Origin of the sequence: Bradyrhizobium rifense (genome assembly GCF_008123425.1) — a bacterium.
In the GTDB taxonomy this organism is placed as follows: Bacteria; Pseudomonadota; Alphaproteobacteria; order Rhizobiales; family Xanthobacteraceae; genus Bradyrhizobium; species Bradyrhizobium rifense.
Genome location: NZ_VSSS01000005.1, coordinates 1 through 23,913, shown reverse-complemented (window position 1 = coordinate 23,913; position 23,913 = coordinate 1). Strand labels below are relative to the sequence as shown.

Below are 23,913 nucleotides of genomic sequence, written 5' to 3'. Positions count from 1 at the left end.
AAAACAATTGGCGAACTCATCCGTCCTGTGATGCTAGTCGTCGTCTTCGTTCTCGACCTTGTCGAAGAAGGAATAGCGCAAGCTATCGGCGTCGGCATACCACTGCCCCGGGCCCTTGTTGGCGGCGAGCGTCGCCGCCCAGAGCGCGTCGGCGCAGTCCTTGCGGTGCATCGCGAGATCGAAGCCGTTGCCGAAGAACAGTTCGGACCATTCCCACCAGGTGCCGAGCTTCTTGACCCCGCGCAACAGGTCGTAGCGGTCGACCACGACTGAGGCCATGTCCGAGGTGATCGAGCCGAACACGAGGCCGGTCTTGACCACGCGATTCAACTCGCGGATCGCGCGGACCACCTGCTTCGGGGCAACGTGGCAAAGGCTGGTCTCGAACACGAGGTCGAATGCGCCGTCCTTGAACGGCATGTCCAGGATCGATCCCAGCTTGTTGTACTTCTTCAGCGCCTTCGGCGTCTTGGCGTGGATCGCGCGGTTGTTCTCGATGCCCCAGGCATCGAAGCCGCGGTCGCGGAGCGCGCCGACGAGTTCGCCGCTGGCGGAGCCCGCGACCAACAGCTTGGCGCCCTTGGCCTTGCCCCAGACGATGCCGATCAGTTTCGTCAAATAGTCGGGATCGGTGAAGTGGCTCCACGCCTCGCTATAAGGGCCGACGCCGCGATAGTTCTCGAAATAATCGCGGTCGATCTTGTCGGAGACGGGCTTGCCGTCCTGGGCGTGCTCGCGGCGCAGCCGCATCATCTCGGTCAGGATGATGTCGGTCGCCGCGTCCGAGGAGTCGAGCAGGCCGTTCAGCGTGGAGTCGAACAGATAGTCGCCGACCACGACGATGCCGGGATGCTCCTTCGGCTCGGGCCGGTGATTGGTCATGACGTCGCGCACGGGCAGACCGCCAGGTATGGCGTTCACCGACGACAGCCAGCGGTGGATCTTGCCTTCCATCAAATGCGCACGCGCATCGCCGAGCGAGGCCGGCAGCGATTTCAGCGCGGCGTCGATCAGCTCCTGATCCGACAGATTGGCGAAGGCCAGCGCATCGGAGCCGGGAATCAGCCAGTTCAGGACGCCGTGCTTGCCGACGTCGTGACGCGCGCCCTCGTTGTAGACGCAACAGCCGCCGAAGGCTTCCGACATGAACCAGGCGCCGGCAATCTTGTCTCCCCAGAACGGGGAATCGAACAGGATCGAGACGCGCAGGTAGTGCGCGGGACGGTCGAAATAAGAGACGTGCTTGACCATCGATTTGCGCAGCTGCTCGCCTTCCCACCCCATCGTGGAGAGCCAGGAATGCGGCAGGCAGACCAGCACGAGATCGAAGTCGCGCGTCTCCGGTCCCTTGCCGTTCATCATCTTGAGCTGATAGCGGCCGGTCGGCGCCTTGCCGACGGTGAGCACGCGATGATTGAGCTGGATGTCGGCGCTGACCTCCGACTGCAGGCATTCGATCAGCTGCTCGTTGCCGTTCTGGATGGAATAGAGGCCGATATAGCCGTCGACATCCATCAGATAGTTCTTGAGCGCGTTGAGGCCGTTGGTGTTGTGGCTCTCGGTCGCGAGGTCCGAGCGGGCCATCACCTTGAAGAAGCGCTTTGCGACCTCGTCCTCGACCTCCTCGTCGAGCACCTGCTCGGCGGTCTTGTAGGCCCAGGGATTCTCGTTGTCGTGGGCGCCGACGCCTTCGTAATATTCGATCGGCGACATCTGGTCGGCGCAGCGCTTGCGGAACTGCTCGATCGCAGCCGCAGTCTTGGCGCCGTATTTGCGGCGCATGCCGGCGACGTCGTTGAGCAGCTCTCCGCCGAACTGCACCTGCTCGGCGTCCATCGGAATGGTCTGCAGGCCGAAATGCTGGATCAGCTCGCGCAGCGGATCGGGACCCGTCATCGAGTAGTCGTAGATCTCGGCGACGCCGGCCTCGTACATCGCCGGCGCGGAATCGAATTTGCGCGTGACGATCTTGCCGCCGAGCCGATCGGAAGCTTCGTAAATGGTGATGCGGCAGAGGTCGCCAAGCTTACGCTTCAGGTACCAGGCGCTCATCAGCCCGCCGGGGCCGCCGCCTACGATTGCGAGATCAAGCATGTCAGTTCCGTGGTCTCCGGCCGTGCCCCCGTCACGGGACCACCGGTCTAAGCTCCCCTAGCAGAAGCGCTTTTCTGACTGAAGGGAAGATGAACAAAGGTTGATCCCGCATCGCAACAGGCAAACAAAGCAGCAAAAAGGCCGGCTTTCGCCGGCCTTTTCATTGTCCTCGGTATTCCTACGGATGAACCATCATTCCGCGGGCGGCAGCGCAGGAAGCTCCGCTTCCGGCGCGGGCGACACGACCGCCGTCTGCTTCTCGCGCTCGTCGAGGATCAGCTTGTCGCGCTTCACGGCGACTTCGCGGATCTTGGCCATGGAGGCGCCGGTGCCCGCCGGGATCAACCGGCCGACGATGACGTTCTCCTTGAGGCCTTCGAGCGGATCGACCTTGCCGTTGACCGCCGCTTCCGTGAGGACGCGGGTGGTCTCCTGGAACGAGGCCGCCGAGAAGAAGGAGCGGGTCTGAAGGCTCGCCTTGGTGATGCCGAGCAGAACCGGCGTTCCCGTGGCGATCTTCTTGCCCTCTTCCTTGGCCTTCTCGTTGAGCGCGTCGAACTCGATCTTGTCGACCTGCTCGCCGGAGATCATGTCCGTGTCGCCCTGGTCGGTGACTTCCACCTTCTGGAGCATCTGACGGACAATCACCTCGATGTGCTTGTCGTTGATGAGCACGCCCTGGAGCCGGTAGACTTCCTGGATCTCGTTGACCAGATAGGCCGCGAGCTCCTCGATGCCCTTGACCGCAAGGATGTCGTGCGGTGCGGGGTTGCCTTCCACGATGAAGTCGCCCTTTTCGACGACGTCGCCGTCCTGAAGGTGGATGTGCTTGCCCTTCGGGATCAGGTACTCGCGCGCCTCGTCGGTCTTGTCCATCGGCTCGATCGAGATGCGACGCTTGTTCTTGTAGTCGCGCCCGAACCGGATGGTGCCCGCGATTTCGGCGATGATCGCCGCATCCTTCGGACGCCGTGCCTCGAACAGTTCCGCCACCCGCGGCAGACCGCCGGTGATGTCACGCGTCTTGGCGCTTTCGGTCGAGACACGGGCGAGGATGTCACCCGGGTTGACCTTGGCACCGACGTCGACCGACAGAATGCCGTCGACCGACAGCATGTAGCGGGCGTCGCCGCCACGGGCGAGCTTGAGCACCTTGCCGTCCTTGCCCTTGACCACGATGGCCGGACGCAGATCCGCGCCGCCGCGGGTCGAGCGCCAGTCGATGACCACGCGCTTGGCGATACCAGTGGCCTCGTCCAGCGTTTCCGAGATCGACTGCCCCTCGACCAGATCCTCGAAGCCGATCGTTCCTTCGACCTCGGTGAGCAGCGGACGGGTGTAGGGATCCCATTCGACGATGCGCTGGCCACGCTTGACCATATCGCCTTCGTCGATGTGCAGGCGCGCGCCGTACTGGATACGGTGCGTCGCACGCTCGGTGCCGTCGGCATCGACGATCGCCACCACCATGTTGCGGACCATTGCGACCAGGTGACCTTCGCTGTTGCGGGCGATGGCCTTGTTCCTGATCACGATCTTGCCGTCGAAATTGGCTTCGACGAACGACTGCTCGTTGAGCTGCGCCGCACCACCGATGTGGAAGGTGCGCATGGTGAGCTGGGTACCCGGCTCGCCGATCGACTGCGCCGCGATGACGCCGACCGCTTCGCCATGGTTGACCGGCGTGCCGCGGGCGAGGTCGCGGCCATAGCACATGCCGCAGATGCCGTTGACAAGCTCGCAGGTCAGCGCCGAGCGGATCTTCACCTCCTGCACACCACCCTGCTGGATGGCGTCCAGATGGCTCTCTTCCATCAGCGTATCGCGCTTGATGATCACCTTGCCGGAGCTGTCACGGATGTCTTCGCAGGCCGTGCGTCCGAGGATGCGCGAACCGAGCGAAGCGACCACGGTGCCGGCATCGACGATGGCGCGCATCTTGATGCCGAGCCTGGTGCCGCAATCGGACTGCGTGATGATGCAATCCTGCGCGACGTCGACCAGACGACGGGTCAGGTAGCCCGAGTTCGCGGTCTTCAACGCGGTGTCCGCGAGGCCCTTACGGGCGCCGTGGGTCGAGTTGAAGTACTCGAGAACCGAGAGACCTTCCTTGAAGTTCGAGATGATCGGCGTCTCGATGATCTCACCCGACGGCTTGGCCATCAGGCCGCGCATGCCGGCGAGCTGGCGCATCTGGGCCGGCGAACCGCGGGCACCGGAGTGAGCCATCATGTAGATCGAGTTGATGTCGGCATCGGCTCCACTCGCCGTCTTCTTGGTGGAGGAGATCTCCTTCATCATCGCCTTGGCGATTTCTTCGGTCGCCTTCGACCAGGCGTCGACGACCTTGTTGTACTTCTCGCCATGGGTGATCAGGCCGTCGTTGTACTGCTGCTCGAAATCCTTCGCCAGCGTACGGGTGGTGTCGACGATCTTCCACTTGGAGTGCGGCACGACCATGTCGTCCTTGCCGAACGAGATGCCGGCCTTGAACGCGTTGTAGAAGCCGAGCGCCATGATGCGGTCGCAGAAGATCACCGTCTCCTTCTGACCGCAGTGGCGGTAGACCTGGTCGATGACGCCCGAGATCTCGCGCTTGGTCATCAGCTTGTTGATGATCTCGTACGAAATACGCGGGTTCTTCGGCAGCAGATTGCCGAGCATGACGCGACCTGCGGTGGTCTCGATCCAGCGCGTCGAGACCTTGCCGGTCTCATCCATGCCCTGCCACCGATACTTGATCTTGGTGTGGAGGTGGATGACCTTCGCATGCAGCGCGTGCTCGAGCTCGGCCATGTCGCCGAACAGCTTGCCCTCACCGGGCAGGCCTTCGCGCATGATCGAGACGTAGTAGAGACCGAGCACGATGTCCTGCGACGGCACGATGATCGGCTGGCCGTTCGCCGGATGCAGGATGTTGTTGGTCGACATCATCAGCACGCGCGCTTCCAGCTGCGCTTCGAGCGACAGCGGAACGTGCACGGCCATCTGGTCGCCGTCGAAGTCGGCGTTGAACGCGGAGCAGACCAGCGGGTGAAGCTGGATCGCCTTGCCCTCGATCAGCACCGGCTCGAACGCCTGGATGCCCAGGCGATGCAGCGTCGGCGCGCGGTTGAGCAGCACCGGATGCTCGCGGATCACCTCGTCCAGGATGTCCCAGACCTCGGGCCGCTCCTTCTCGACCAGCTTCTTCGCCTGCTTCACGGTGGTGGACAGGCCCTTGGCGTCAAGCCGCGAGTAGATGAACGGCTTGAACAGCTCGAGCGCCATCTTCTTCGGCAGGCCGCACTGATGCAGGCGCAGCTCGGGACCGACCACGATCACCGAACGGCCCGAATAGTCGACGCGCTTGCCGAGCAGGTTCTGGCGGAAACGGCCCTGCTTGCCCTTCAGCATGTCGGCGAGCGACTTCAGCGGGCGCTTGTTAGCACCCGTGATGACGCGGCCGCGGCGACCGTTGTCGAACAGCGCATCGACCGCTTCCTGAAGCATGCGCTTCTCGTTGCGGATGATGATGTCCGGCGCGCGCAGCTCCATCAGCCGCTTCAAGCGGTTGTTGCGGTTGATGACGCGGCGGTAGAGGTCGTTGAGGTCCGAGGTCGCGAAGCGACCGCCGTCCAGCGGCACCAGCGGGCGCAGGTCCGGCGGGATCACGGGAACGACAGTCAGGATCATCCATTCCGGCTTGTTGCCGGAGTGGCGGAACGCCTCGACGATCTTCAGGCGCTTGGCGAGCTTCTTGTGCTTGATGTCGGAGTCGGTCTCCTGCATCTCCGCGCGCAAGGTCAGCTCGAGCTTCTCAAGATCCATGCCCTTGAGCAGCTCGCGGATCGCTTCCGCGCCGATCATGGCGGTGAAGGAATCCTGGCCGTACTCGTCCTGCGCCTTCAGATACTCGTCTTCCGACAGCAGCTGACGGTCCTTCAGCGCGGTGAGGCCCGGCTCCAGCACGACGTAGTATTCGAAGTAGAGGATCCGCTCGAGATCCTTCAGTGTCATGTCGAGCAGCAGGCCGATGCGCGACGGCAGCGACTTCAGGAACCAGATGTGGGCGACGGGAGCCGCGAGCTCGATATGGCCCATGCGCTCGCGCCGGACGCGCGACAGCGTGACCTCGACCGAGCACTTCTCGCAGATGATGCCCTTGTACTTCATGCGCTTGTACTTGCCGCACAAGCACTCGTAATCCTTGATCGGCCCGAAGATGCGCGCGCAGAACAGGCCGTCGCGCTCGGGCTTGAAGGTACGGTAGTTGATGGTCTCCGGCTTCTTGATCTCGCCGTAGGACCAGGACAGAATCTTCTCTGGAGACGCGATCGAGATCCGGATCTGGTCGAAGACCTGAGCCGGCGTCGTCGGGTTGAAGAGATTCATAATTTCTTGGTTCATCGTCTTCTCCTCGCGTGCCGGTCGCCTCCGGCCGCAAATTCGAAAATCACTCAAGCGAGGCGCCCTGCCCTCAAGGCATCGGGAGGGGCGCCAATGCCCGGCCGCGAAGGCCGGGCATGAAAGGTCGTATTACTCGGCTGCTTCCGACGTCGACGCCGGTCCCACCTTGGAATTGTGCAGGTCGACGTTGAGGCCGAGCGAGCGCATTTCCTTGACCAGCACGTTGAACGATTCCGGAATACCGGCCTCGAAGGTGTCGTCGCCACGCACGATCGCCTCGTACACCTTGGTACGGCCGGCGACGTCGTCCGACTTCACGGTCAGCATTTCCTGGAGCGTGTAGGCCGCGCCGTAAGCTTCGAGCGCCCACACCTCCATTTCGCCGAAACGCTGGCCGCCGAACTGCGCCTTGCCGCCCAGCGGTTGCTGGGTGACGAGCGAGTACGGACCGATCGAACGCGCATGGATCTTGTCGTCGACGAGATGGTGCAGCTTGAGCATGTAGATGTAGCCCACCGTCACCTTGCGATCGAAGGCATCGCCGGTGCGGCCGTCGTAGACGGTCGACTGACCCGAAGCGTCCAGACCGGCAAGCTTCAGCATCTCCTCGATGTCGGCTTCCTTGGCACCGTCGAACACCGGCGTCGCGATCGGCACGCCGCGGCTGAGGTTATGGCCGAGTTCAAGCAGCTCGTTGTCGTTGAGCGACTTGATGGTCTCGTCCTCACCGTAGACCTTCTTCAAGGTTTCCTTCAGCGGCTTGATGTCCTGCTTCGACAGGTAAGCATCGACCGTCTGGCCGATACGCTTGCCGAGGCCGGCGCAGGCCCAGCCGAGATGGGTCTCGAGGATCTGTCCGACGTTCATGCGCGAAGGCACGCCCAGCGGATTGAGCACGATGTCGGCATGCGTACCGTCTTCGAGGAACGGCATGTCCTCGATCGGCACGATCTTCGACACCACGCCCTTGTTGCCGTGACGGCCGGCCATCTTGTCGCCGGGCTGGATCTTGCGCTTCACCGCGACGAAGACCTTGACCATCTTCATCACGCCGGGCGGCAATTCGTCACCGCGCTGAAGCTTCTCGACCTTGTCGAGGAAGCGCTGCTCGAGCCCCTTCTTCGACTCGTCGTACTGCTTCCGCATGGCCTCGATCTCGGCCATCAGCTTGTCGTTCGGCGAGGCGAACAGCCACCACTGCGACTTCGGGTACTCCTCGAGCACCGCACGGGTGATCTTGGTGTCCTTCTTGAAGCCCTTCGGGCCCGCAATGCCCTGCCGCCCCTCGAGGAGCTCGGCAAGACGGTTATAGACGTTGCGGTCCAGGATCGCCTGCTCGTCGTCGCGGTCCTTGGCCAGACGCTCGATCTCTTCCCGCTCGATCGCCAGCGCACGCTCGTCCTTGTCGACGCCGTGACGGTTGAACACGCGGACTTCCACGATCGTGCCCTGCACGCCCGGGGGAACGCGCAGCGAGGTGTCGCGAACGTCGGAGGCCTTTTCGCCGAAGATGGCGCGCAGAAGCTTTTCTTCCGGCGTCATCGGGCTTTCGCCCTTCGGCGTGATCTTGCCGACCAGGATGTCGCCGGCGCGCACTTCCGCACCGATGTAGACGATACCGGCTTCGTCGAGGTTCTTCAGCGCTTCTTCCGAAACGTTCGGAATGTCGCGGGTGATTTCCTCAGGTCCGAGCTTGGTGTCGCGGGCCATCACCTCGAACTCCTCGATGTGGATCGAGGTGAAGACGTCTTCCTTCACGATCCGCTCGGAGAGCAGGATCGAGTCTTCGAAGTTGTAGCCGTTCCACGGCATGAACGCGACGAGCACGTTGCGGCCGAGCGCGAGCTCGCCGAGATCGGTCGACGGACCGTCAGCGATGATGTCGCCCTTCTTGACGATGTCACCGACCTTCACCAGCGGACGCTGGTTGATGCAGGTCGACTGGTTCGAGCGCTGGTACTTCATCAGACGATAGATATCGACGCCCGACTTGGTCGGATCGAGATCTTCGGTGGCGCGGATGACGACGCGGGTCGCGTCGATCTGGTCGATCACGCCCGAACGGCGCGCCGCGATCGCGGCACCCGAGTCACGCGCAACCACGCCTTCCATGCCGGTACCGACGAACGGCGCTTCGGCACGAACCAGCGGCACCGCCTGGCGCTGCATGTTCGAGCCCATCAGCGCGCGGTTGGCGTCGTCGTTCTCGAGGAACGGGATCAGCGCCGCGGCAACCGAAACGAGCTGCTTCGGCGACACGTCCATGTAGTCGACCTTGTCCGGCGTCATCGGCACGACGTCGCGGGTGCCGCTCGCACGGCAGACCACCAGGTCTTCAGTGAAGCGGCCCTTGGCGTCGATCGGCACGTTGGCCTGCGCGACGGAATAGCGGCCTTCCTCCATCGCCGAGAGGTAGACGACCTCGTCGGTGACGCGACCGTCCTTGACCTTGCGATACGGCGTCTCGACGAAGCCGTACTTGTTCACGCGCGCGAAGGTCGCGAGCGAGTTGATCAGACCGATGTTCGGACCTTCCGGCGTCTCGATCGGGCAGATACGGCCGTAATGCGTCGGATGCACGTCGCGCACCTCGAAGCCGGCGCGCTCGCGGGTCAGACCGCCCGGTCCAAGCGCCGAGAGACGGCGCTTATGGGTGATCTCCGACAGCGGGTTGGTCTGGTCCATGAACTGCGAGAGCTGCGAGGAGCCGAAGAACTCGCGCACGGCGGCAGCCGCCGGCTTCGCGTTGATCAGGTCCTGCGGCATGACCGTGTCGATGTCGACCGAGGACATGCGCTCCTTGATCGCGCGCTCCATGCGCAGGAGGCCGATGCGGTACTGGTTCTCCATGAGCTCGCCGACCGAGCGAACACGGCGATTGCCGAGATGGTCGATGTCGTCGATCTCGCCCTTGCCGTCGCGCAGATCCACCAGCGTCTTGATGACGCAGAGGATGTCTTCCTTGCGCAGCGTGCGCTGGGTGTCGGGCGCATCGAGGTCGAGGCGCATGTTCATCTTGACGCGGCCGACCGCGGAGAGGTCGTAACGCTCGGCGTCGAAGAACAGCGACTGGAACATCGCTTGTGCCGAATCCAGCGTCGGCGGCTCGCCGGGACGCATCACGCGGTAGATGTCGAACAGCGCGTCCTCACGCGTCATGTTCTTGTCGGCCGAGAGGGTGTTGCGGATGTAGGCGCCGACATTGACGTGGTCGATGTCGAGCAGCGGCAGTTCCTTGTAGCCGTGCTCGTTGAGGACCTTCATCGACTTGTCGGTGATTTCCTCACCGGCTTCGGCGTGGATCTCACCCGTCTTCGGGTTGACGAGATCCTCGGCGAGGTAGTTGCCGACGAGCTCCTCATCCGACAGGCGCAGAGCCTTGAGCCCCTTCTCCTGCATCTGACGCGCACCGCGCACGGTGAGCTTCTTGCCGGCCTCGAGCACGACCTTGCCGGTGTCGGCGTCGATCAGGTCGTTGATGGTCGAGTAACCGCGGAAACGGTTGGCGTCGAACGGAACGCGCCAGCCTTCCTTGGTCCGCTTGTAGAGAATCTTCTTGTAGAACGTGGACAGGATCGCCTCGCCGTCGAGGCCGAGGGCGAACATCAGCGACGTCACCGGAATCTTGCGGCGACGGTCGATACGCGCATAGACGATGTCCTTGGCGTCGAACTCGATGTCGAGCCAGGAGCCGCGATACGGGATCACGCGGGCGGCGAACAGCAGCTTGCCCGAGGAATGAGTCTTGCCCTTGTCGTGATCGAAGAACACGCCCGGCGAACGGTGCATCTGCGAGACGATGACGCGCTCGGTGCCGTTCACGATGAAGGTGCCGTTCATCGTCATGAGCGGGATGTCGCCCATGTAGACGTCCTGCTCCTTGATGTCCTTGACCGACTTCGCACCGGTTTCCTCGTCGATATCGAACACGATGAGGCGCAGCGTCACCTTGAGGGGAGCCGCGAAGGTCATGCCGCGCTGGCGGCACTCGTCGACATCATACTTGGGCTGCTCGAACTCGTAACGGACGAATTCCAGCATCGAGGTGCCCGAGAAGTCCGAGATCGGGAACACCGAGCGGAACACGGCCTGCAGGCCTTCGTCGAGGCGACCGCCCGCGGGTTCATCGACCATCAGGAACTGATCATAGGACGCCTTCTGAACCTCGATGAGGTTCGGCATCTCGGCGACTTCCTTGATGTGTCCGAAGAACTTGCGAACGCGTTTGCGACCGGTGAATGTCTGCTGCGCCATCGTGGCCTCTCATTTCGTCGCCCGCTCTGGGCGCGCCGTCCAGGACTCGGCTGCCGCCGCTCCCCGGGTTGAATTTTTCGAACCCGCTTTGGGGACCGAAAATCCAGTTTCAGGCCGTCATGTCCTGAATCTGTTCTTCAGACCTTCAAAACGCAAAACGACGCGCGGGGCGCATAGGCACGCCCGCCCGTCACAACGATTGTCTTCGCGGACTGCAAAAGCCCGAAATAGCTTGCTCTCCCAACGGCTTCCAGGGAAATGCGGCATCCCTGCCCACCGCGCTTTCGTGCTGTCGACCCGATATGGGGCGACAATAGTGGAGATTCGAGGGGTATCCCCTCAAATCCCCACACATTTTCGTGTTCGACATGCGTCGGGACGATCCGTCGCACGCCTTTTGCATCTGGCCCATCCCTTTGAGGGATCGACCAAGGTCCCGAGCCTTGGCCCGGGACCCCGCCAGCAAGCGTTGCTTACTTGAGCTCGACCTTCGCGCCAGCCTTCTCGAGCTGGGCCTTGATCTTCTCGGCTTCGTCCTTGTTCACGCCTTCCTTGACAGGCTTCGGCGCGCCCTCGACGAGGTCCTTTGCTTCCTTCAGGCCGAGGCCGGTGATGGCGCGGACTTCCTTGATGACCTCGATCTTCTTGTCGCCGGCGGCGGCCAGAACGACCGTGAACTCGGTCTTCTCTTCCGCCGGAGCGGCGGCAGCGCCACCACCAGCCGGGCCGGCCACGGCAACAGCCGCGGCAGCCGAAACGCCCCACTTCTCTTCGAGGAGCTTCGCGAGTTCGGCAGCTTCGAGCACGGTGAGGCTCGATAGGTCGTCAACGATCTTCTGCAAGTCAGCCATTGTTCAGTTTCCTTGAATGTAAGTCTGGTTCGGGTTTGAGTTTTGCGAAGGGCGTCAGGCCGCTTCGCCCTTTGAGGCATGAGCCTGGATGACGCGCGCGAGCTTGCCCGCGGGCGCATTGGCGAGCTGAGCGATCTTGGTCGCCGGGGCCACAAGCAGGCCGACGATCTTTGCGCGCAGTTCGTCAAGCGACGGCAGCGAGGCAAGCGCCTTCACGCCGTCGACATTCAGGACGGTCTTCCCCATCGAGCCGCCGATAATGACGAACTTTTCGTTCGTCTTGGCGAATTCGATGGCGACCTTTGGCGCCGCTACCGGATCGTTCGAAGTGGCGATCACGGTCGGTCCCTTCAGCATGGGGCCGATGGCAACGACGTCAGTGCCTTCAAGAGCAATTTTGGCGAGACGGTTCTTCGAGACCTTCACCGAGGCACCAGCCTGCTTCATCTGCGTCCGCAGCTTCTGCATCTGGGCAACGGTCAGGCCGGAATATTGGGCAACGACCGCGACGCTCGTGGTCTTGAAGACCCCATTGAGCTGTTCGACCGCTTCCTTTTTTGCCGCTCGTTCCACAGCAAGCTCTTTCCGGTTGGCGGTCATCGCAAAAGCGGGACCGCCGGGTTGCACCCATCGTCCCACCCAAAACCTGAACCTCAGGGTCAAAACCCATCGGACACGCGCCGGGCGAGACGACAATTCAAAGCCTGCCCTCCGGGAGCTCGTTGGAGCCCACGGCGTGTCGAGGTCCGAACCAAACTCCTTCCGCGACCACCTTAAGGTGGGACGCGAAGTGAAATCCGGTCTTCACCCGTCTATGCAGGCCATGCGATTAAGCCGTTGAGAAATCGAAATTTCCCGCAGGCGCCTGCAGTCTTGGACAGGACGAGGCCAGCCGGCGAACCGCCTGACCTCTGCCCGCATCCCACCAACCGATGGATTTTCCTTCCTTTTCGGGCAAATCCTTACGGACGTCCTAAAAAGGAATGATCTCCTACCGTGTCGGGTTTTCGGAATGCGTGCACGAACGCGTCAGCCAAAGCCGACACGTCCGGAAGCGGTTCTTTAACCGCTCTCTGCCGGCTTGCCAAGAGCAAAATTCACACCAGTTCCAATCCGTTGCCGGCCGGGCTTGATCCGGGCCGACAAGGCCCGATTCAGGCCGTTTTGACCGCGTATGGCAGCCCCTGGCCGGCGAAGAACGCGCCCAGGTTCGCCAGCACGCAGTTCTGCATGGCGACGTGCGATTCGAGGGTGTGGCCGCCGATATGCGGGGCGAACACCACGTTGGGGAGCGCGGTCAGGGCGTCGGGAGCGTGCGGTTCCTTCTCGAAGACGTCGAGGCCGGCGCCGGCGATGGTCTTGTCGGAAAGCGCCGCGACCAGGGCCTTCTCGTCGATGACCGAGCCGCGGGAGATGTTGACGACGTAGCCGTCCGCGCCGAGGCGCTTGAGGATGCCGGCGTTGACCACATGCTGGGTCTCGGCCCCGGCCCGGACCGCGATCATCAGCACGCTGCACCAGTCGGCCAGCGCCTCCAGCGTCGGGAAATATTGATAGGGCAGATCGTATTTGCTGCGGCTGAAATAGCCGACCTCGCTCTCGAAAGCGGCGCAGCGCGCGGCGATCTTGCGGCCGATTTCGCCCATGCCGTAGACGCCGATACGGCGGCCGGGCATGCCGGCCTGGGGGCGCATCATCGGCGACTGCTTCGAGCCCGCCCAATCGCCGCTGCGGACATATTGGTCGGCAACCAGGATCCGCCGCGTCGTCGCCAGCATCAGGGTCATCGCGATATCGGCGACCGAGGCGGCATTGGCCCCCGGGCTGTGGCCGACCGCGATGTTGCGAGCGGCAGCCGCCTTCAGGTCGACGCCGTCATAGCCGGTGCCGTAGCAGACGATGGCGCCGAGTTTTGGAAACAGGTCCATCGCCTCGGCGCCGAGCGGCGAGCCACCGGCCGTCAACATCGCGCGGATGCCACCGACTTCATCGGCCGAAAACACCTCCCGCGCAGGCTTGCCACCGGTGTCGAGCAGTTCGAACCGCTCGGCGAAGCGCGCCATCATCGTCTTGGGAAAGCGCGAGTAGATCAGGACCTTGTCAGCCATTGTTCTTGTTTCCGGTGAATGCCGTCAAAAATGAAAAGGGGCGGAATCGGTCGCCCGATTCCGCCCCTCACCTCATGCAATTTCCAAACCTCAGCCGAGGCAGGCCTTAGCCGAGGATCGTGCCCGGCTCGACCTTCACGCCCGGGCCCATCGTCGAGGACACTGCAACGCGCTGGATGTAGGTGCCCTTGGAGCCAGCCGGCTTCGCCTTCGAGACAGCGTCGGCGAGAGCCTTGATGTTCTCGACCAGCTTCTCCTCGGAGAACGAGGCCTTGCCGACGCCGGCCTGCAGGATGCCGGCCTTCTCGACGCGGAACTCGACCGAGCCACCCTTGGCGCCCTTCACCGCACCGGTGACGTCCATGGTCACGGTGCCGATCTTCGGGTTCGGCATCAGGCCGCGCGGGCCGAGCACCTTACCGAGACGGCCGACCAGCGGCATCATGTCGGGGGTGGCGATGCAGCGGTCGAAATCGATCGAACCGTTCTGCACCTTCTCGACCAGGTCTTCAGCGCCGACGACGTCGGCACCTGCGGCCTTGGCTTCGTCAGCCTTGGCGCCACGGGCGAACACGCCGACGCGGAGCGTACGGCCGGTGCCGTTCGGCAGGGTCACGACGCCGCGGACCATCTGGTCGGCGTGACGCGGATCGACGCCGAGATTGATCGCAACCTCGATGGTCTCGTCGAACTTCGCTTTCGCGCGTTCCTTGACCATCTTGATGGCGTCCGCGAGCGGATAAAGCTTTTCGCGGTCAACACCTTCGCGGGCTTTGTTCAAACGCTTTCCGATTGCCATGAGCCCTTACCCCGCCACTTCCAGACCCATCGAACGGGCAGAGCCCTCGACCATCTTCATGGCCGATTCGATGGTGTCGCAATTGAGATCCTTCATCTTCTTCTCGGCGATCTCGCGCACCTGCGCTTTCGTCACCTTGCCGGCCTTGTCACGGCCCGGCGCCTTCGAGCCGGACTGGATCTTGGCAGCCTGCTTGAGGAAGAAGGACATCGGCGGCGTCTTCATCTCGAAGGTGAAGGAACGGTCCGCATAGATGGTGATGATCACCGGGATCGGGGTGTTCTTCTCTTCCTTCTGGGTCTGGGCGTTGAACGCCTTGCAGAACTCCATGATGTTGAGACCGCGCTGACCAAGCGCGGGACCGATCGGGGGCGAGGGATTCGCCGCACCGGCCGGGACCTGAAGCTTCAGGTATCCGGTCACTTTCTTTGCCATGTATCACTCCTGTTGTGCCGGCCTAAGCCGGCGGTTTCAGGTTCGTGGTCTGGGTCGGATGCGGCTGGCAACCGCCCTCTCCCTCCCACGGCCTCTCTTTGCGCGAGGCCTTGACGGCCTCCCGCGTGACCCGATCAGACCTTCTCGACCTGACCGAATTCCAGTTCCACCGGCGTGGCGCGGCCGAAGATCGACACCGCGACCTTCACGCGCGAGCGCGCCTCGTCGATTTCCTCGACCACACCCGAGAACGAGGCGAACGGGCCATCGGCCACGCGCACGTTCTCGCCAATCTCGAACGACACCGACGCCTTCGGCCGTTCCACGCCTTCCTGCACCTGGTGCAGGATGCGCATCGCCTCGTTCTCCGAGATCGGCATCGGCTTGTTCTCGGCGCCGAGGAAGCCCGTCACCTTCGGCGTGTTCTTGATCAGATGAAACGCCTCGTCGGTCAGCTTCATCTTCACCAGCACGTAGCCCGGGAAGAACTTGCGCTCGGCGTCGATCTTGCGGCCGCGGCGCACTTCCGTGACCTTTTCGGTCGGAACCAGCACCAGCTCGAACAGCTCCTCGAGCCCGCGCTGCTTGGCCTGCTCGCGGATCGATTCGGCGACCTTCTTCTCGAAGTTGGAATAGGCGTGGACGATGTACCAGCGCTTGTCGGACGATTGGGTTGCGGCGGCTGTTGCCATCAGTGAATGCCCAAAAGGAAGGTGATGAGGTAGCGGATGATCTGGTCGGCGGCGAAGAAGAAGATCGAAGCCACGGCGACCATCACGAACACCATGATGGTGGTGATCGTGGTCTCACGACGGGTGGGCCAGGTGACCTTGGCGGTCTCCGAGCGCACTTCCTGCAAGAACTTGAACGGGCTGACTGCCATCGTTTGAGACGCCATTAAGAATTTCAGGGATCCGAACAGCCGCCTGTGGCCCAGCCCTCTGTCTCGAAGGATGAGCCGGAAAACCGGGCTCGATTGTTCGGGGGATTTCAAAGCCGCGCCGGAAATCCGCGTTTAACGGGCCGGCTGCGAGTGCCGGGTATCTACTGCGGATGGGGCCAAAGGTCAAGGTGTGGGCGGGGCGGAATACGCGCGAGCCCTGCTGACGGAGGCGATGCGGATCAAGGGCTTATGGGCCCCGCATGATCCACGGTCCGAGCTTTTCGGCCCGCCGCCGTCCTGCCTGTCGATCCTGGTCGTCGGGATTAGCTGGCAGGAGTGGCAGGGCTCGAACCTGCGACCCCCGGTTTTGGAGTACGGGCGGCATCGTACCATCAGATGCCGCCCCGTTCTTTTGCGTAAAGAAATCAAACGGCCCTGCCCGCCTCCTGATCCATCCTGTCCGTCTGGTTTGGTCCTGTACTTTCGCCTTTGGGTCCGAGCTTGGGTCCAGCCCCCCACGGCGTGAGTCAATTTGACTCAGGGGTAACGCCGCCGCCGCGGCCGATCGAGGATTCACAGCGCAAAGCATCTGCCGAATAGTCCGCGCCGCTGGAACGACTGGCTGGGGGACCCCAAGATGCTTATCTGGATCGTGTGTGGGTTCGCAGTGATGGCGACCCTGCTCGGCCTTTTCATCCTCTGGTTTCGGCATATCACGCGCGACGTGGATGCCGAGTATTGAGTGGCAACCTTTGATGGAGCTCGACCTTTGCTGCCCACTGCATGGTTCGTCTGGCTTCGCGGCTTGCGCGGACCAACTCCTGAGGTCTGGCGACATAACGTCGACGTCTACCGCAGCCGATCTGAGGCACGGGTTTTAGAGATTCGCGAACTCACGGATGCTGACGTTAACGAGCCGCTGGACCGGCTGGCCGAGAAGTACCCTCTCGGTCCAACCCCGGAAGATTAGTCGAAAGGCAGGCGGGCTGCACTCGCCGAGCGCCAACTACCCTCGGCATGATTGCTTGCCTTGCCAGATGCCGGCGCTCCCTGCGCGCGAGCTCGTCGACGTCGTGCTGATGTCGTCGAGCAGCATTTCCACACCCACGACGCGCAGTAGCTCGCGCGCATTCCGAGGCCCTACCGGTCGACGATTTGACTCTCGCCCGCGCTGCGCTTCGATGGCGCGATGACGAAGGCAGAGAACCGAGCGGCCGCGAAGGCCTACCACAAAGAGCGAATGCGCAAACTCGATGAGGAAGCGGAGGCCGAGCGCGTAAAGGCAGATCTCGCGGAGCTCGACCGACTTCGCCGCTACCTCATCTTCGGCACGCAATCCCGCCGCGGCGGCAACTGTGAGAAGCTGATGGCCGCCATTGACGACTACGTCGAGGAGACGACGGGAGACCGCACCAGGCTGCACGCCAAGAACCACAAGTGCGGATGAGTTGGTCCCGCGCTTTCGATGAGCCGATTCCTCTGCCCGACGGCCGCGAGTTGGTGACGTTGCGCGATGCCGGCGAGTACATCTCCGCGCTGCCGAAGAAGGAGCACGCCGCGTCAGAATGGCAAGCGGCAATGCAGGCGTTAATCCTGGTGGCCGAAAGTGGCGGGCCAACCATGCTCGCCCGAATTGGCATCATGCGGGCGCTCAACCGACACTACGTTCCCGAGTTCAACCCGAAGGGCAAAGAGCCGCATTGGGGCCGGCGCAAGCTGAAGAGGGATCAGTAACTGCCTTCGTCTATGTGAGCACTTCCTCGATCTCGTTCAGCACCTGCGACGATTTTTCCCACTACCGTCGACACAGAATTCGCTCATTGATGGCGTCGGATATCTCCATGAAGGACGACCGACATCGGAACACATTGCCGTTGATGCGAAGACGTTCGCGGTCTGCGCCTGACGACATGAGGAATATTTCGAGTGTGATGCCGGCAGTGTTGTCTTTGGTCCAAGTACCGTAGGGCCAGTTAGGAGCTGTCATGAAAGCGTCGGAAGTCATTTCGAGATTGCAGGACGTCGTCAACAACCGCGGCGATCTTGAAGTATTCATCGGGCACCACAAAGGTTTGATCCGGGACATTCACTTCTGCCGTGATGAAGAGATGCTGGAAGGCGATTTCATCACGATCGCGACGGAGAGCTTCCCCGTTCAGCGGACCGTGTTTCACGATTCCGCCTAAGAATTACGCCCGATATATACAGCCTCCAACCAAGTTCGGATCGGCACGGTCCCGCCCAGACAATTTAGCGTACCTGTGCCAACGCTAGGGCGCAAAATCCCCCGTAATTCTGCCGTTGCCGGTCGCGCTTCATGGCCCCTTGTCTGGCGGGCCTGTTTTTCCACACCCACGACGCGCAGTAGCTCGCGTGCTAGATTGCCTCTACAGGTTCAGTCCAGCACTTCCAGTACCAAGCACGGGCTATGCAAAATACAATCTCAATTGCGATAGCCCTGATCGGCTTAGTGCTTGCGCTTCTGGGTGCCTGGTTGACGTGGGGGCCGTGGAGCACCCTCGTTATCCTCGGCGGCGCAATGTTCGCGTTCGGCTTGGCGTCGATCGACTGAAGCCTGCCCCCGTAAATTTCCCAAGGTCAAAGAAAAACCCGCCGACCTTGTGAGCCGGCGGGAAAGTTTGTTTGGACTGTAGATTGCGGCCAGGGATTAGCCGGCCGCGGATTGGGAACCTATTCGAGATCAAGCGGCCGCGCGAGCCTAGCTGTGTTGCTGCTTGCCGTCGATGCCGCGCGGGTTTTCCGCAGTCCGGACAGCTTGGCGTGAGGTGACGGTCGGGCGACCTCCGCCGGGGTTGTGGTGAGGACCATTCTGCGGGTCGTCGTTCGAAAATCGTTGGATCTGGCGGGATGGCGCCTTCGGCGGATTGGGATGGCGGATGCCCGAGGATGCCTTGATCTTCCCTGGGTCCCCGGCGGCCGGACAGAGCTTCGACTTCGCCAAGCCCCGGGATCCGAGCGCGTTCTCCAAGTTCTTCCGCCGCGGCGCGGACGCTCTCGGCTTCGAGGGTTTCGAATTCCATCACCTGCGGGGCACCCACGCCACCCTGCTCCTGGACAAGGGCGTGCCGGTGCACACGGTGGCCGAGCGGATCGGCGACGACCCGGCGGTCCTCCTCAGGAACTATGCCAAGCGCAAGCGCAAGCAAACGGCCGACACCTCGGTGACGACCGTGATCAACGCTATCTCTGCCGGAATTCTTGGGTCCTAAGCCGCTTGGGTCCCACTTGGGTCCATGTTCGGCGTACGTTCGAAAATAGCTGCCGCTAAGTATTTGAATTAGCTGGCAGGAGTGGCAGGGCTCGAACCTGCGACCCCCGGTTTTGGAGACCGGTGCTCTACCAATTGAGCTACACTCCTACGGACCCTCGCGTCGCCACGCGGATCAGGGCCGCTTTCAAGCACATGGGGCGGCTGGTTTGCAAGGACGGATTGCAAGGGTGAAGCGCGCTGGCTTCGCTTGTTTGTACCGCTGCTTCTGGGCCACTCTCCGCTCCCGATAATCAAGAACAACCGGGAGTGCCCATGACTACCCAAGCGTCGACCGCAGCCGCCGCCCGCCCCTCGACTGCGCCGAAAACCCCGCCTCTCCCCGAGGCCAAGCCGGAAACGCTAGGCCTGTCGCGGCCTCGGCTCCAGGCGATGTCGGACGCGTTCAAGCGCGAGATCGACAAGGGAACCGTGCCCGGCGTGACCGTGCTGGTGGCCCGGCGCGGCCAGGTCGGCTGGTTCGAGGCGCTCGGCAAGCAGAGCCCGGCGGGCTCGGCGATGACGCTTGATTCGATCTTCCGGATCTTCTCGATGACCAAGCCGATCGTGTCGGTCGGCATCATGGCGCTGATCGAGGACGGCCACCTGCTCCTCGGCGATCCCGTCGCCAAATTCATCCCCGAGTTTGCCGACCAGAAGGTCGGCGTCGTCAGCGGCGGCAAGCTGGAACTGGTTCCACCGAAGCGGCCGATGACGGTGCAGGACCTGCTCCGTCACACGTCTGGCTTGACGTATGAGCACCAGGGCGACGGCCCCGTGCACAAGTTCTACCAGGAATCGCGCGTCCGCAGCCGCAAGATCACCAATGCCGAGCACGCCGCGTTGGTGGCGAGCTTCCCGCTGGTCTGCCACCCCGGCGACGAGTTCAACTACAGCCGTTCCACCGACATCCTCGGCCGCATCATCGAGGTCGTCAGCGGCAAGTCGCTCGGCGCGTACCTCGCCGAGCGCATTCTCGCGCCCTTGCAGATGACAGAGACCGGTTTTTCCACCTCTGAGGCCAACGCCGGCCGGCTCGCCCAGCCGTTCGAAGCCGATCCCTGGACTGGCGACAAGGTCGCGCTGTTCAACATGCTGGAGCAGCCGGTCATGGAGTCCGGCGGCGGCGGTCTCGTCTCGACCACGACGGACTACGCCCGCTTCGCGCTGATGCTGCGCAATGGCGGTACGTTCGACGGCAACAGGATCATCGGCCGCAAGACGCTGGAGCTGATGGCGTCCGATCACCTCGGGCCGCACGTTGTGACCAACGGCACGATTCTTTCGCCCGGCCACGGCTTCGGTCTCGGCTTCGCCGTACGCCGCGAGGCCGGCATCGCGCCCTTCCCCGGCAGCATCGGCCAGTATTTCTGGAGCGGCATCGCCGGCACGTTCTTCTGGATCGATCCGAAGGAGGATCTGTTCACGGTGTTCATGAGCCAGGGCCCGGGCCAGCGTGATTTCACGCGGACGCTGGTGAGAGATTTGGTTTACGCGGCGGTGGATTGAGGCCGGGTCCCGGCTCTGCGGAGCGGCACTGCGTGCCGCACCGCGTCTGTGACACGAGATCAACTAATCGTTGCGCCGCCGTCGATCACCATAGTCTGGCCGGTCATGAAGTCGCCGGCCGCGGATCCCAGGAACACCGCGGCGCCCGCGATCTCATCGGGGATTCCGATGCGCAGCAGCGGCGAGCGCGCGGTCGAGGCTTTCAGGTTCTCCGGATTGTCCCATAGCGCTTTCGCAAAATCGGTCTTGATCAGGCCGGGCGCGATGCAGTTCACGCGGATGTTGTGCTTGCCGTATTCGCAAGCCAGGTTGCGCGCGAGCTGCATGTCGGCGGCCTTGGAGATCGCGTAGGCCCCGAGGATGGTCGAGCCCTTCAGGCCGCCGATCGAGGAGACGATGATGACCGAGCCGTCCTTGCGCTCGATCATCTGCGGCACCACCATCGAGATCAGCCAGTTGTTGGCGACGATGTTGTTGTCGAGAATTTTGCGGAACTGATCGTCGGAGATGCCGGCGAGCGGACCGTAATACGGGTTCGACGCGGCGTTGCAGACCAGCACGTCGATCTTGCCAAAGGCGCGGTTGCTCTCGTCGACGAGGTTTTGCAGATTCTCCTTCGACGAGATGTTCGCCGCGATCGCGACCGCGGTATCCTTGCCGAACTTGTCGTTGATGCCCCTGGCGACGTCATCGCAGACATCGGCCTTGCGCGAGGAGATCACGACCTTGGCGCCGTGCTCGGCCATGCGCTCGGCGATCGCAAGCCCGATGCCGCGCGTCGAGCCGGTGATGACGGCAACTTTGCCCTTCATGTCGAACAAGGTCATGTTTCTCTCCCAGAGTATGATTTGATTGGCTTGAAGCTTACGCCGCGTCCGCGCGAGCGGACAACAGCCTCAGGCGAGCTTCTTGACTTCCGGTCCCGCCAGCTGATGCATTTCGGCATGCGCGTCATCGGCGATCCAGGGCTGCTGGTTCACCATCGGCAGCCGCCAGACCGAGCGCTCGGGGCTTGCGAAATAATCAAGCCGTGTGATCGAGACATTGTCGATGTCGAACGACAGCGCCTTCTCTACCTGGCCGTCGAGCGCGAGGCCGATCGCCGCCTTGATGGTGCCGCCATGCGCGACCGCGATCACGTCCTGCCCGGCCGCCTCGTTGTTGATGCGTTCGACGGTTCGGCGCGTGCGGTTGTAGAGATCCATAAAACTTTCGCCCCCGGGCGCGGGCTCGTTGATGTCGGCGAACCAGCTCGAGCCGACGGGACGGCTGGCAATGAACTCGGCGCGGTTCATGCCCTGCCAACGGCCGAGATTCTGCTCGGCGAGGTCCGCTTCCCATTTCATCGACGCAGGCCGAGGGTAGCCCGCCTCCCAGATCGCTTCCGCGGTCTGGTGCGTGCGCATCAGATTGCTCGAATACCAGACCGCCTTGCGTGGCAGCACCTTGGCAACAGCGTTGAACACGTAGGTGTCGCTGGTGTCGCAGGGAAGATCGCTCTGTCCGTAGATATTGCCGCCGTCATTGCGCACCGGCGCATGACGAACCCACCACCAGCGTGTCGTGACTACATTCGGCTTGTCTGCGGTTGCCATTGAAGCCCTTCCATCCCGTGTGATGTCGCTGTACGTCAGTAGCGAACGTGTCTCAAGACACTTTACCGTTTGAAATTCTGTTTGAAATTCCGTCGCGCGGCAAGCGTCGCGCGACACACCAAAGGGAGAAACGCATGGGCCGTCTGCAAGGCAAATCCGTCATCATCACCGGCGCCGGCAGCGGCATCGGTCGCGCCGCTGCGCTGCTGTTCACCAGGGAAGGCGCCAAGCTGATCGCGGTCGATCGCACCGAGGCAGTGAAGGAGACCGTCGACGAGGTGAAGAAGGCCGGCGGTGTTGCGGAGGCAATGATCGCCGACGCCGGCTCCGAGCAGGACGTCATCGCCGTCATCGACAAGGCGGTGAAGACACACGGCCGGCTCGACGTGATCTGGGCCAATGCCGGCGTCTCCGGCGGGCTCGTTCCGCTCGGCGAGCAGACCGTGGAACAGTGGCAGGAAGTGCTGCGTATCAATCTGATCGGACCGTTCCTCGCGGTGAAGCATGCGATGCCGCACATGGTGAAGCAGCAGTCCGGTGCAATCGTGCTCACCGCATCGGTTGCAGGCCTCAAGGCCGGCGCGAGCGGACATCCCTATGCCGCGAGCAAGGCCGGCGTGATCTCCCTGGTGCAGACCACCGCCTATTCGCTCACCGGCACCGGCGTGCGCATCAACGCGGTGTGCCCGGGCCTGATCGAAACAGGCATGACCAAGCCGATCTTCGACCGCGCCAAGGAGCGCGGCACCGCTGACAAGATCGGCCAGCTCAATCCGCTGAAGCGCCCCGGCCAGCCGCACGAGCTCGCCGCGATGGGATTGTTCCTGGCCAGCGACGAGGCGTCGTATGTCAACGGCCAGGCGTTCCCGGTGGACGGCGGCCTCACCGCGTCGATGCCGTATACGGGGAAGCCGGTTTAGCAAGGGCCTCGCGTCCCGGACGCGGTACGCTGCGTCCGGGGAACGAGAGCGTGGTGTGAGCGCACTTCTGCATCAACGTCGTCATTGCGAGCGCAGCGAAGCAATCCAGAATCCCTCCGCGGTGGCAGTCTGGATTGCTTCGTCGCAAGAGCTCCTCGCAATGACGGAGTGTGGGGTAGCACGGTCGCTCCATCAATTGGCATCTTCATTGGAGACACACTTCCGCCCTCTCGCGGCGTATTTCGCCCGAGCTTTGCTTCGTCGCCTTAACCCTCCATTGAAAGAGGGCGCAGGGAAGGCCTGGAGCCGGCTGGCTCCCATTGACCGCTATGCCATGAGTAGATTGCGCTACACTGCACAGCGGGTAACAGGGCAGCCGGAGGCATCCCGGCCTTCCCTGCGCGGATGGTTGGAACGGCTTATGTCGTGCTCTCCCCGGGGAGCGATGCACTATTGCCCCCGTCGCCTCGCGGATGACTGATACGCATGTCCGGTTGGACACCACGCATCACCGCAACACTTGGCGCACAGACCCCGGGCGCCAGGACCACACGATTTCGCCGAACGCAGATTACACCGGTCGTGTGCGCGAGGTCTTCGCTCACGGTTGCCCGCCCTGCGAAACCCTTCGCGCCGATGTGACCTGCGTCCACCGCCATCCGGCCCGCATTCGTCACGATCGCGATACGCCCCTCTTCCCTGGGCCGGAGTGGGACGATACATACGTCGTTTCCGAATTTCGGTAAAGTGGAATATTTTTGATAACGCGGATTGACCGAGAGTTTGAGTGTTTTGCCCGTCGAGGCTG

General features: G+C 62.7%; 19 protein-coding genes and 1 tRNA gene. 6 read left to right on the top strand and 14 right to left on the bottom strand.

What is annotated here, in order from left to right:
• Positions 1-33: 33 nt before the first annotated feature.
• From FXB40_RS01740 to secE, 10 genes are all read right to left on the bottom strand, one after another.
• Positions 34-2,094 (bottom strand): FAD-dependent oxidoreductase, encoded by a 2,061-nt coding sequence (locus FXB40_RS01740; RefSeq protein ID WP_148770519.1) that lies wholly within the window; start codon positions 2,092-2,094, stop codon positions 34-36.
• 192 nt (positions 2,095-2,286) lie between these two features.
• On the bottom strand, positions 2,287-6,483 hold the full coding sequence (gene rpoC, locus FXB40_RS01735; protein WP_148770518.1) for a DNA-directed RNA polymerase subunit beta': 4,197 nt from the start codon (positions 6,481-6,483) through the stop codon (positions 2,287-2,289).
• A 129-nt stretch (positions 6,484-6,612) separates the two neighbouring features.
• Positions 6,613-10,737, bottom strand: a complete 4,125-nt coding sequence (gene rpoB / locus FXB40_RS01730; protein WP_148770517.1) for a DNA-directed RNA polymerase subunit beta — start codon at positions 10,735-10,737, stop codon at positions 6,613-6,615.
• A 473-nt stretch (positions 10,738-11,210) separates the two neighbouring features.
• Entirely contained in the window at positions 11,211-11,588 is a 378-nt protein-coding gene (gene rplL / locus FXB40_RS01725; protein WP_148770516.1) for a 50S ribosomal protein L7/L12, read from the bottom strand.
• 54 nt (positions 11,589-11,642) lie between these two features.
• Entirely contained in the window at positions 11,643-12,161 is a 519-nt protein-coding gene (gene rplJ / locus FXB40_RS01720; RefSeq protein WP_148770515.1) for a 50S ribosomal protein L10, read from the bottom strand.
• A gap of 581 nt (positions 12,162-12,742) precedes the next feature.
• On the bottom strand, positions 12,743-13,696 hold the full coding sequence (locus tag FXB40_RS01715) for a 2-hydroxyacid dehydrogenase (RefSeq protein WP_148770514.1): 954 nt from the start codon (positions 13,694-13,696) through the stop codon (positions 12,743-12,745).
• Between the two features lie 106 nt (positions 13,697-13,802).
• Entirely contained in the window at positions 13,803-14,495 is a 693-nt protein-coding gene (rplA, locus tag FXB40_RS01710) for a 50S ribosomal protein L1 (RefSeq protein WP_014494487.1), read from the bottom strand.
• A gap of 6 nt (positions 14,496-14,501) precedes the next feature.
• The gene (gene rplK / locus FXB40_RS01705; RefSeq protein ID WP_027554142.1) at positions 14,502-14,930 is read right to left on the bottom strand and encodes a 50S ribosomal protein L11; all 429 of its coding nucleotides are present in this window, start codon (positions 14,928-14,930) and stop codon (positions 14,502-14,504) included.
• Between the two features lie 134 nt (positions 14,931-15,064).
• On the bottom strand, positions 15,065-15,622 hold the full coding sequence (gene nusG / locus FXB40_RS01700) for a transcription termination/antitermination protein NusG (protein WP_092294124.1): 558 nt from the start codon (positions 15,620-15,622) through the stop codon (positions 15,065-15,067).
• Positions 15,622-15,813 carry a preprotein translocase subunit SecE gene (gene secE, locus FXB40_RS01695; RefSeq protein WP_007611620.1) on the bottom strand — a complete coding sequence of 64 codons (192 nt, stop codon included), beginning with the start codon at positions 15,811-15,813 and terminating at the stop codon, positions 15,622-15,624. The genes nusG and secE overlap by 1 nt, the downstream gene beginning before the upstream one ends.
• 1,189 nt (positions 15,814-17,002) lie before the next feature.
• On the opposite strand from secE, the gene FXB40_RS01690 reads away from it, so the two are divergent.
• The 4 genes from FXB40_RS01690 (at position 17,003) to FXB40_RS01675 (ending at position 19,043) form a co-directional block, all read left to right on the top strand.
• Positions 17,003-17,260, top strand: coding sequence for a hypothetical protein (locus FXB40_RS01690; protein ID WP_148770513.1), 258 nt, complete (start codon positions 17,003-17,005; stop codon positions 17,258-17,260).
• Positions 17,257-17,547, top strand: a complete 291-nt coding sequence (locus FXB40_RS01685) for a hypothetical protein (protein ID WP_148770539.1) — start codon at positions 17,257-17,259, stop codon at positions 17,545-17,547. Before FXB40_RS01690 ends, FXB40_RS01685 begins: the two co-directional genes overlap by 4 nt.
• Positions 17,548-17,798: 251 nt before the next feature.
• Positions 17,799-17,999: a hypothetical protein gene (locus tag FXB40_RS01680; RefSeq protein WP_148770512.1), complete on the top strand. Its 201-nt coding sequence runs from the start codon at positions 17,799-17,801 to the stop codon at positions 17,997-17,999.
• Between the two features lie 711 nt (positions 18,000-18,710).
• Positions 18,711-19,043, top strand: a complete 333-nt coding sequence (locus FXB40_RS01675) for a tyrosine-type recombinase/integrase (protein WP_148770511.1) — start codon at positions 18,711-18,713, stop codon at positions 19,041-19,043.
• Positions 19,044-19,116: 73 nt separating this feature from the next.
• Here FXB40_RS01675 and FXB40_RS01670 read toward each other — a convergent pair.
• Positions 19,117-19,192, bottom strand: a tRNA-Trp gene (locus FXB40_RS01670).
• A gap of 165 nt (positions 19,193-19,357) precedes the next feature.
• On the opposite strand from FXB40_RS01670, the gene FXB40_RS01665 reads away from it, so the two are divergent.
• The gene (locus FXB40_RS01665) at positions 19,358-20,590 is read left to right on the top strand and encodes a serine hydrolase domain-containing protein (protein WP_148770510.1); all 1,233 of its coding nucleotides are present in this window, start codon (positions 19,358-19,360) and stop codon (positions 20,588-20,590) included.
• Positions 20,591-20,649: 59 nt separating this feature from the next.
• On the opposite strand, the gene FXB40_RS01660 is transcribed toward FXB40_RS01665, so the two are convergent.
• Positions 20,650-21,417, bottom strand: coding sequence for an SDR family NAD(P)-dependent oxidoreductase (locus tag FXB40_RS01660; RefSeq protein ID WP_148770509.1), 768 nt, complete (start codon positions 21,415-21,417; stop codon positions 20,650-20,652).
• A gap of 69 nt (positions 21,418-21,486) precedes the next feature.
• Complete coding sequence (locus FXB40_RS01655) at positions 21,487-22,185, bottom strand: histidine phosphatase family protein (protein WP_187436598.1); 699 nt, start codon at positions 22,183-22,185, stop codon at positions 21,487-21,489.
• Positions 22,186-22,319: 134 nt separating this feature from the next.
• Here FXB40_RS01655 and FXB40_RS01650 point away from each other — a divergent pair, with 134 nt between their 5' ends.
• Positions 22,320-23,105, top strand: coding sequence for an SDR family NAD(P)-dependent oxidoreductase (locus FXB40_RS01650; protein ID WP_148770507.1), 786 nt, complete (start codon positions 22,320-22,322; stop codon positions 23,103-23,105).
• Between the two features lie 419 nt (positions 23,106-23,524).
• On the opposite strand, the gene FXB40_RS48910 is transcribed toward FXB40_RS01650, so the two are convergent.
• On the bottom strand, positions 23,525-23,913 hold a 389-nt coding region (locus FXB40_RS48910), incomplete at its 5' end, for a hypothetical protein (RefSeq protein WP_246207275.1).

What these genes read in the sequence shown, in the direction of transcription:
- rpoB (WP_148770517.1), bottom strand. Translation starts at nt 10,737, where the DNA reads ATGGCGCAGCAGACATTCACCGGTCGCAAACGCGTTCGCAAGTTCTTC.
- rplA (WP_014494487.1), bottom strand. Translation starts at nt 14,495, where the DNA reads ATGGCAATCGGAAAGCGTTTGAACAAAGCCCGCGAAGGTGTTGACCGC.
- FXB40_RS01660 (WP_148770509.1), bottom strand. Translation starts at nt 21,417, where the DNA reads ATGACCTTGTTCGACATGAAGGGCAAAGTTGCCGTCATCACCGGCTCG.
- FXB40_RS01655 (WP_187436598.1), bottom strand. Translation starts at nt 22,185, where the DNA reads ATGGCAACCGCAGACAAGCCGAATGTAGTCACGACACGCTGGTGGTGG.
- FXB40_RS01715 (WP_148770514.1), bottom strand. Translation starts at nt 13,696, where the DNA reads ATGGCTGACAAGGTCCTGATCTACTCGCGCTTTCCCAAGACGATGATG.
- FXB40_RS01680 (WP_148770512.1), top strand. Translation starts at nt 17,799, where the DNA reads ATGAAAGCGTCGGAAGTCATTTCGAGATTGCAGGACGTCGTCAACAAC.
- secE (WP_007611620.1), bottom strand. Translation starts at nt 15,813, where the DNA reads ATGGCAGTCAGCCCGTTCAAGTTCTTGCAGGAAGTGCGCTCGGAGACC.
- rplL (WP_148770516.1), bottom strand. Translation starts at nt 11,588, where the DNA reads ATGGCTGACTTGCAGAAGATCGTTGACGACCTATCGAGCCTCACCGTG.
- FXB40_RS01690 (WP_148770513.1), top strand. Translation starts at nt 17,003, where the DNA reads ATGACGAAGGCAGAGAACCGAGCGGCCGCGAAGGCCTACCACAAAGAG.
- FXB40_RS01685 (WP_148770539.1), top strand. Translation starts at nt 17,257, where the DNA reads ATGAGTTGGTCCCGCGCTTTCGATGAGCCGATTCCTCTGCCCGACGGC.
- nusG (WP_092294124.1), bottom strand. Translation starts at nt 15,622, where the DNA reads ATGGCAACAGCCGCCGCAACCCAATCGTCCGACAAGCGCTGGTACATC.
- FXB40_RS01650 (WP_148770507.1), top strand. Translation starts at nt 22,320, where the DNA reads ATGGGCCGTCTGCAAGGCAAATCCGTCATCATCACCGGCGCCGGCAGC.
- rpoC (WP_148770518.1), bottom strand. Translation starts at nt 6,483, where the DNA reads ATGAACCAAGAAATTATGAATCTCTTCAACCCGACGACGCCGGCTCAG.
- FXB40_RS01740 (WP_148770519.1), bottom strand. Translation starts at nt 2,094, where the DNA reads ATGCTTGATCTCGCAATCGTAGGCGGCGGCCCCGGCGGGCTGATGAGC.
- FXB40_RS01675 (WP_148770511.1), top strand. Translation starts at nt 18,711, where the DNA reads ATGCCCGAGGATGCCTTGATCTTCCCTGGGTCCCCGGCGGCCGGACAG.
- rplK (WP_027554142.1), bottom strand. Translation starts at nt 14,930, where the DNA reads ATGGCAAAGAAAGTGACCGGATACCTGAAGCTTCAGGTCCCGGCCGGT.
- FXB40_RS01665 (WP_148770510.1), top strand. Translation starts at nt 19,358, where the DNA reads ATGACTACCCAAGCGTCGACCGCAGCCGCCGCCCGCCCCTCGACTGCG.